General features: G+C 39.4%; 4 protein-coding genes. All 4 read right to left on the bottom strand.

Annotation, left to right across the window (positions count from 1 at the left end):
- Window positions 1-29 precede the first annotated feature (29 nt).
- The 4 genes from HT685_RS09885 to HT685_RS09900 all read right to left on the bottom strand — a co-directional run bounded on the left by HT685_RS09885 (window position 30) and on the right by HT685_RS09900 (window position 6064).
- On the bottom strand, window positions 30-1613 hold the full coding sequence (locus HT685_RS09885) for a hypothetical protein (RefSeq protein WP_173279066.1): 1584 nt from the start codon (window positions 1611-1613) through the stop codon (window positions 30-32).
- A 615-nt stretch (window positions 1614-2228) separates the two neighbouring features.
- Window positions 2229-3416, bottom strand: a complete 1188-nt coding sequence (locus HT685_RS09890; protein WP_112444886.1) for a CAP domain-containing protein — start codon at window positions 3414-3416, stop codon at window positions 2229-2231.
- Between the two features lie 129 nt (window positions 3417-3545).
- Window positions 3546-4583 carry an aldose epimerase family protein gene (locus HT685_RS09895; protein WP_173251772.1) on the bottom strand — a complete coding sequence of 346 codons (1038 nt, stop codon included), beginning with the start codon at window positions 4581-4583 and terminating at the stop codon, window positions 3546-3548.
- Between the two features lie 314 nt (window positions 4584-4897).
- Window positions 4898-6064, bottom strand: coding sequence for an SIS domain-containing protein (locus tag HT685_RS09900; protein ID WP_173251770.1), 1167 nt, complete (start codon window positions 6062-6064; stop codon window positions 4898-4900).
- Window positions 6065-6268: the final 204 nt, after the last annotated feature.

A 6268-nucleotide genomic window follows, 5' to 3' on the forward strand; every position in this document is an offset into this window, starting at 1 on the left:
TATTCTAGTTTCTGACTCGTTTTTTATACTCATGTAAACGCCGGTTTTTCCACTGGTTTTTCCGCCGGTTTTTCCGCTGGTTTCTCCGCCGGTTTTTCTGCTGGTTTCTCCGCCGGTTTTTCCGCTGGTTTTTCCGCTGGTTTTTCCGCTGGTTTTTCTTTAGCTTTATCTTCTTCTGCAGCTTTCTTATTTAATTCATCGATAAATTTTTCAGCTTGTTTTGCAGTTAAGCCTTGTTTGAAGCCTTCTACAATTTGTTTTCTTGTTTCATCTGATGCTGCTTTTAATGCTGCAATTGTATCAGCTTTTGCTTTTGCTTCTTCTGGACTATTAGTTTCAGCTTTTTCTAATTCTGCGATTGCTGCTTTCAATGCTGCATCATAGTTTGCTAAAAATTCTTCCTGAGCTGCTTTCTCTTTTTCTGCTGACTTTTTATTTGCATCATCGATTGCTTTTTCAGCGTCTTCTGCAGTTAAGCCTTGTTTGAAACCTTCTACGATTTTAGCTTTTGTTTTATCTGCTTCTGCTTTTAATTTTGCAATCGTATCTTGAATTTGTTCTTCTATTTCAGGATTATTTTTTGCATCTTCTTCTAATTTTGCAACCGTATCCTTTAATGCCTTGTCAAAATTAGCTAAAAATTCTTGTTGAGCAGCTTCTTCTTCCTTAGCTTCTTGTTCCTCTGCTACTTCCTCTTCTTTAGCTTTTTCTTCTACTTCTTTTTCAGCGTCTTCTGCAGTTAGACCTTTTTTGAAGCGTTCTTCATAGTCAGCTTTCTGAGCTTTAGTTCGTTTTTCAAATTCATCAATAAACCCTTGAATTTGATTTTCTAATTCTGAATCTCCTTTTGCATTGTCTAAATATTCTTTTAATTCTTTAACTGTAGCTTCTGCAGCTTTATCAAAATTAGATAAGAATTCTTTTTGAGCAGCTGCTTCTTCCTTAGCTTCTTGTTCCTCTGCCACTTCCTCTTCTTTAGCTTTTTCTTCTACTTCTTTTTCAGCGTCTTCTGCAGTTAGACCTTTTTTGAAGCGTTCTTCATAGTCAGCTTTCTGAGCTTTAGTTCGTTTTTCAAATTCATCAATAAACCCTTGAATTTGTTCTTGTAATTCTGGATCTTCTTTTGCATTGTCTAAATATTCTTGTAATTCTTTAAGTGTAGCTTCTTTAGCTTTATCAAAATTAGATAAGAATTCTTTTTGAGCAGCTACTTCTTCCTTAGCTTCTTGTTCTTCTGCTACTTCCTCTTCTTTAGCTTTTTCTTCTACTTCTTTTTCAGCGTCTTCTGCAGTTAGACCTTTTTTGAAGCGTTCTTCATAGTCAGCTTTCTGAGCTTCAGTTCGTTTTTTAAATTCATCAATAAACCCTTGAATTTGGTTTTCTAATTCTGAATCTCCTTTTGCATTGTCTAAATATTCTTTTAATTCTTTAACTATAGCTTCTGCAGCTTTATTAAAATTAGATAAGAATTCTTGTTGCTTCTCTGATAAAGATTGTTCAACAGCTTGTGGAGCGTCTTCTGCTTTTACAACAGTAGGCTGAGACGCAACAAAACCAGCCCCTAAGATAGCGACGCTGGCTAAACTTGTTAAAATCATTTTTTTCTTATTCATCATTTACCTCTTTTCTGATAATCATTTTCAGACTATATTAATTATACCCCCCCCACAAATCTTTGTCAAGTGTTTTATATTAAATTTTTGTTACATTTTTGTTCGGAATTTTATTTGTTTTATCAAAGTTTTTGTGAAAATCGTTTTGAAAACTTTGATATTTCTTTACATTTTCTTTCCTAGAGTTTCTCTTTTATTCTGGTGTGTATTTGCTTCTCACACTGCTTTTCTATTGCAGATGAGACTCAATGAAAATCAAAAAGCAAACTAGGAAGCGAATCGTAGGTTGCTCAAAACACTGTTTTGAGGTTGCAGATAGAACTGGCGAAGTCAGTAACATATACCTACACCAAGGCGAAGCTGACGTGGTTTGAAGAGATTTTCGAAGAGTATAAAGCTCACATTCCAGAAATAAACAGATACCAAAAGCAAATGTTCAAACTTGATTTTTGAATTAGGAATACTCCAGCGATGACTCGTCCTTATTTTCAGTGAATAGCAACTGACTCGAGACACTCCAAAAAAGAGGTCAATGTTCGCCATCAACCTCTTTCTTATCGTTCATTCTTGTTGCTAGTGAGACGGATAACTTACCTCTCAGTCGGCATGTTCAGCCTAGTTTACCCATTCACCATTACCATTTACACGGTAACCATCTGGTGTTGTTGTGCTCACAGCCAAAGCTCCAGAACCGTAGGCATAGTACCAGTGTGGTCCAACTTTAAACCAACCCGTCTTCATGATACCTGATTCATCAAGGTAATACCAGGTACCATTTTCCTTGTACCAGCCTGTTTTCATAGCTCCTGAGCCATCAAAGTAGAACCATCTGCTACCATCTGTTCCCCAGCCTGTAAACATAGCACCTGAATTGCTCAAATAATACCAGCTACCAGAAACTTTTACAAATCCAGTCTGCATAATACCTAAGTCATTCAAATAGTACCATTTACCATCTGTTTTCACCCAGCCTGTCTTCACATCACCAGACTCATAAAAATACCACTTGCCATTAGACTGCACCCAGCCAGACTGATCAGATGTGGATTTTCTGAAATCTTTCAGCGGTGTTTCTACAACTATAGCTTTACTTTTAACTGTTGAAAGGTTTGAGGCAGTCACTTCTGTGTACTGAACAGCAGAACCATATCCACCAGCCAATTCCTCTGAAGAAGCATCATCACCTAGAGTTTGAGCGATTGTAATAGCTTTGTATTGATTGTTAGGATTTTTAAAAGCTGCCATTCCCATGTGTGTAAATTTAGGGTTAATTAGCGACTCATAGTGACCAGATTTCCCGTTGTCTGAACCACTATTTTTTTTCTTCACATAATCTGCTTTTTCAGAACGCCATTGTTCAATAGCTTTTAGAAAACCGTCATGATTCCATGCCAAATTTTCTCCCATCATGCTGTTACCAGTTGGAAAGGCGCTCCAGATTTCTTTATTAGAAAGACGCTCATGTTTCATAGTCACAGATGCTTCTGTAGCTCTAACAAAAGCTGCCTTTTCTAGGTCAGTTGACCATTTGATAGGGACATACTTATCTACCAAACCTTCGTCAGCTGCTTCTTTACGAATAGCATTAATGGCATCCAAAATAGATTGTTGATGAGGAGCTACAAATTCTCCCTTGATTCCAACCAAAACATTGCCACTAGAAGGTTTTAGCACCTCTGAGGTCAATACATTACCATCAGCAGATTGCGTTGCCACCAATCTGTCATTGGCAAAAACATCATTTGTCAAAACTGCTCCTGCCAAGGTCAAAGCCAAGGCACTAGCAAATACAATTTTCTTCATTGTTTACTCCTTATATCTTTTGAATCGTATCTTGATAAATACTTTTTAACACCTAATTATATCATATTTTCCTACTATTTGTCTTTGCTTACCTATTCCTAAATCCCAAAAGTAGGCGCAATGATTCTTTTATTTCACAACAAGCTCATAACGTGTCTTACTGGTGAAGGTTTGACCAGCTTTGAGAATGACTTGGTCTTTGAGGTCACTGTGGATGGCATCTGGTAGAGCTTGCGCCTCAAGGGCAATCCCATTGTGCTGTACCATTGGCTGACCTCCTATGATGACACTCTCATCCACAAAGTTTGCTGTGTAGGCTACAAAGCAAGGGGCCTCTGTCTTGAAAAGAAGGAAACGACCTGAGTTTTGGTCATAAAGGAATCCAGCATTGTCATGGCCTGCAGGAAGGGCAAATGGATGATCCAAACCAGAAACTAGTTGGATTTGCTCATCTTCTTCTGCAAAAATGTCTTTCAACAAGGCACCATTGTAGATGTGGTTGACCACATCACGATTGGCATCTGGAGTTTTTGCAGGAACACCGTCGGGAGCGATTGGGTAAATCCCCTCTGTGTTAAGTTGGAAGACATGACGATCAATCGTCTGCGAGAAATCACCAGACAAGTTGAAATAGCTGTGGTTGGTTGGATTAACCAGCGTATCCTGATCTGTCGTTACCTTGTAACTAATTTCATAGGCACCAGTTTCTTCCAAGTGATAACTAATCCAAATCTTGAGATTTCCAGGAAACCCTCCTGTCCCATCTGTACGCTCTGTGTAGAGGGTCAAGCCATGGTCGCTCACTTCAACTAGTTCAAACAAGCTAGAATCCCAACCAGTTGAACCACTGTGATTACAGTTGCTAGCATTATTAACCTCAAGGTCATAGGTCTTGCCATTGAGCTCAAATGTCGCGCCTGCAATACGACCCGCTACAGGACCTACGCTAGCTCCATGCTTGGGACTATTACCTACATAGCTGTCAAAGTCAGCAAATCCCAAAATAACATTGGCAAAATTTCCAGCCTTGTCAGGCGTTACATAGCGCAAGATGGTCGCACCATAAGTCATAACCTCAAGCTGGTAGCCACCGTCCGTCTCAAAGCGATAGGCCAAGACATCTTGTCCCTCAACATTTCCAAATACACGCTCTGTGTATGCTTTCATTATCTTCTCCTTTTACTATTTCTCTCAATCAAACAAACCATAGAAAGCGTACTGACAATCTATGGTTTATCTGATAATTTACAAATCCTCTTGTCAAGAATTCATAAACACTGTCTTATACTCAATGAAAATCAAAGAGCAAACTAGGAAACTAGCCGCAGGCTGCTCAAAGCACTGCTTTGAGGTTACCGGATAAGACTGACGAAGTCAGCTCAAAACACTGTTTTGAGGTTGCAAATAGAACTGACAAAGTCAGTAACATATACCTACGGCAAAGCGTCGCTAGTATGGTTTAAAGAGATTTTCGAAGAGTCTTACTTTTGATATTCGTGGATGATAACACCTTGTACCACACGGTTTACTGTACCTGTAGGAGACGGTGTATCTGGTTTATTTTCTACCTTGAGTGAAGTCAATAGGGCAAAGAGTTGGGCATAAACGATGTAAGGGAAAACACGGTAAATATCATTCAAGACACCGCCACAACCAAGGGCCACTTCTTTGACATTTTCAAGACCAAAAGCTTGATCACTCAAAAGTACAACACGACGAGCAATCTGATCCCCTGCAACTTCACGAACTAAATCCAAGTCGTACTTGCGAGTGTAGTCTGTCGTTGTACCAAAGACCAAAACAACTGTATCTTCATTGATAAGAGATTTTGGACCGTGACGGAAGCCAACTGGACTTTCATACATGGTCGCAACTTGACCAGCTGTTAATTCCAAAATCTTGAGCTGAGCTTCATGAGCAAGTCCAAAGAAAGGACCAGCTCCTAGATAGATGACACGGTTAAAGTCTAGATCAACAAGCTCTTTGACATCTTCTGCCTTGTCTAAAACTTTACGTGCAATACTAGACACAACTTCAAAACGTTCAGCTTTCACAGCAAATTCTGTAGGATCAAAGACCAAGAGAGCTGTCAACATCATAGACGTAAAGCTAGAAGTCATGGCAAATCCAGCATCATTAGAGGCAGCTGGTTGCAAAAGCAAGAGATTGCGGTCATCACCATGGGCTTGAAGAGCCAATTTACCATCTGCTGCACAAGTAATGGTCACTTGATAAAGCTCATCTACCAAGGCTTTGGCCAAATCAACAGTCGCTACACTTTCAGGCGAGTTCCCACTACGAGCAAAAGATACAAGGACAGTCACCACATCTTTTTTCAAATAAGTTTCTGGATTGGCAACGATATCTGTTGTCGCAATGGCATTGAAATTCCATTTGCGTTCGTCGTAGACTTCCTTAAAGTAAGGTAGCAAGGTATCTCCCACATAAGCAGAAGTCCCAGCACCTGTCAAGATAACCTTGATATAGTCATGTTTATCAGCAATCCCTTGCAGGAAGGCTGCAATTTCTTCACGCTGTGCTTGATAGGCTTCAAAAGCTTCTTTCCAGACATCAGGTTGTTGGTAGATTTCACGTGTCGTAATTTCTGCACCCAATTCAATCAAGTCTTCTTTTGTATAATGTAGCATTGAGTTCCTCTTTTTCTATTAAAGATGGGAATGGGAGTAAGCCCCATTCCCATGTATATTCTATATAAAATGCTCTAACGATTTTCACGTTGTCACATCGTATACTCAATGAAAATCAAAGAGCAAACTAGGAAGCTAGCCGCAGGCTGTACTTAAGTACGGCAAGGCGACGCTGACGTAGTTTGAATTTGATTTTCGAAGAGT

Origin of the sequence: Streptococcus sp. 5004 (assembly GCF_013276755.1) — a bacterium.
Classification (GTDB): domain Bacteria; phylum Bacillota; class Bacilli; order Lactobacillales; family Streptococcaceae; genus Streptococcus.

Coding starts and splice junctions, on each gene's coding strand:
- HT685_RS09885 (WP_173279066.1), bottom strand. CDS start 1,613: ATGAATAAGAAAAAAATGATTTTAACAAGTTTAGCCAGCGTCGCTATC.
- HT685_RS09890 (WP_112444886.1), bottom strand. CDS start 3,416: ATGAAGAAAATTGTATTTGCTAGTGCCTTGGCTTTGACCTTGGCAGGA.
- HT685_RS09895 (WP_173251772.1), bottom strand. CDS start 4,583: ATGAAAGCATACACAGAGCGTGTATTTGGAAATGTTGAGGGACAAGAT.
- HT685_RS09900 (WP_173251770.1), bottom strand. CDS start 6,064: ATGCTACATTATACAAAAGAAGACTTGATTGAATTGGGTGCAGAAATT.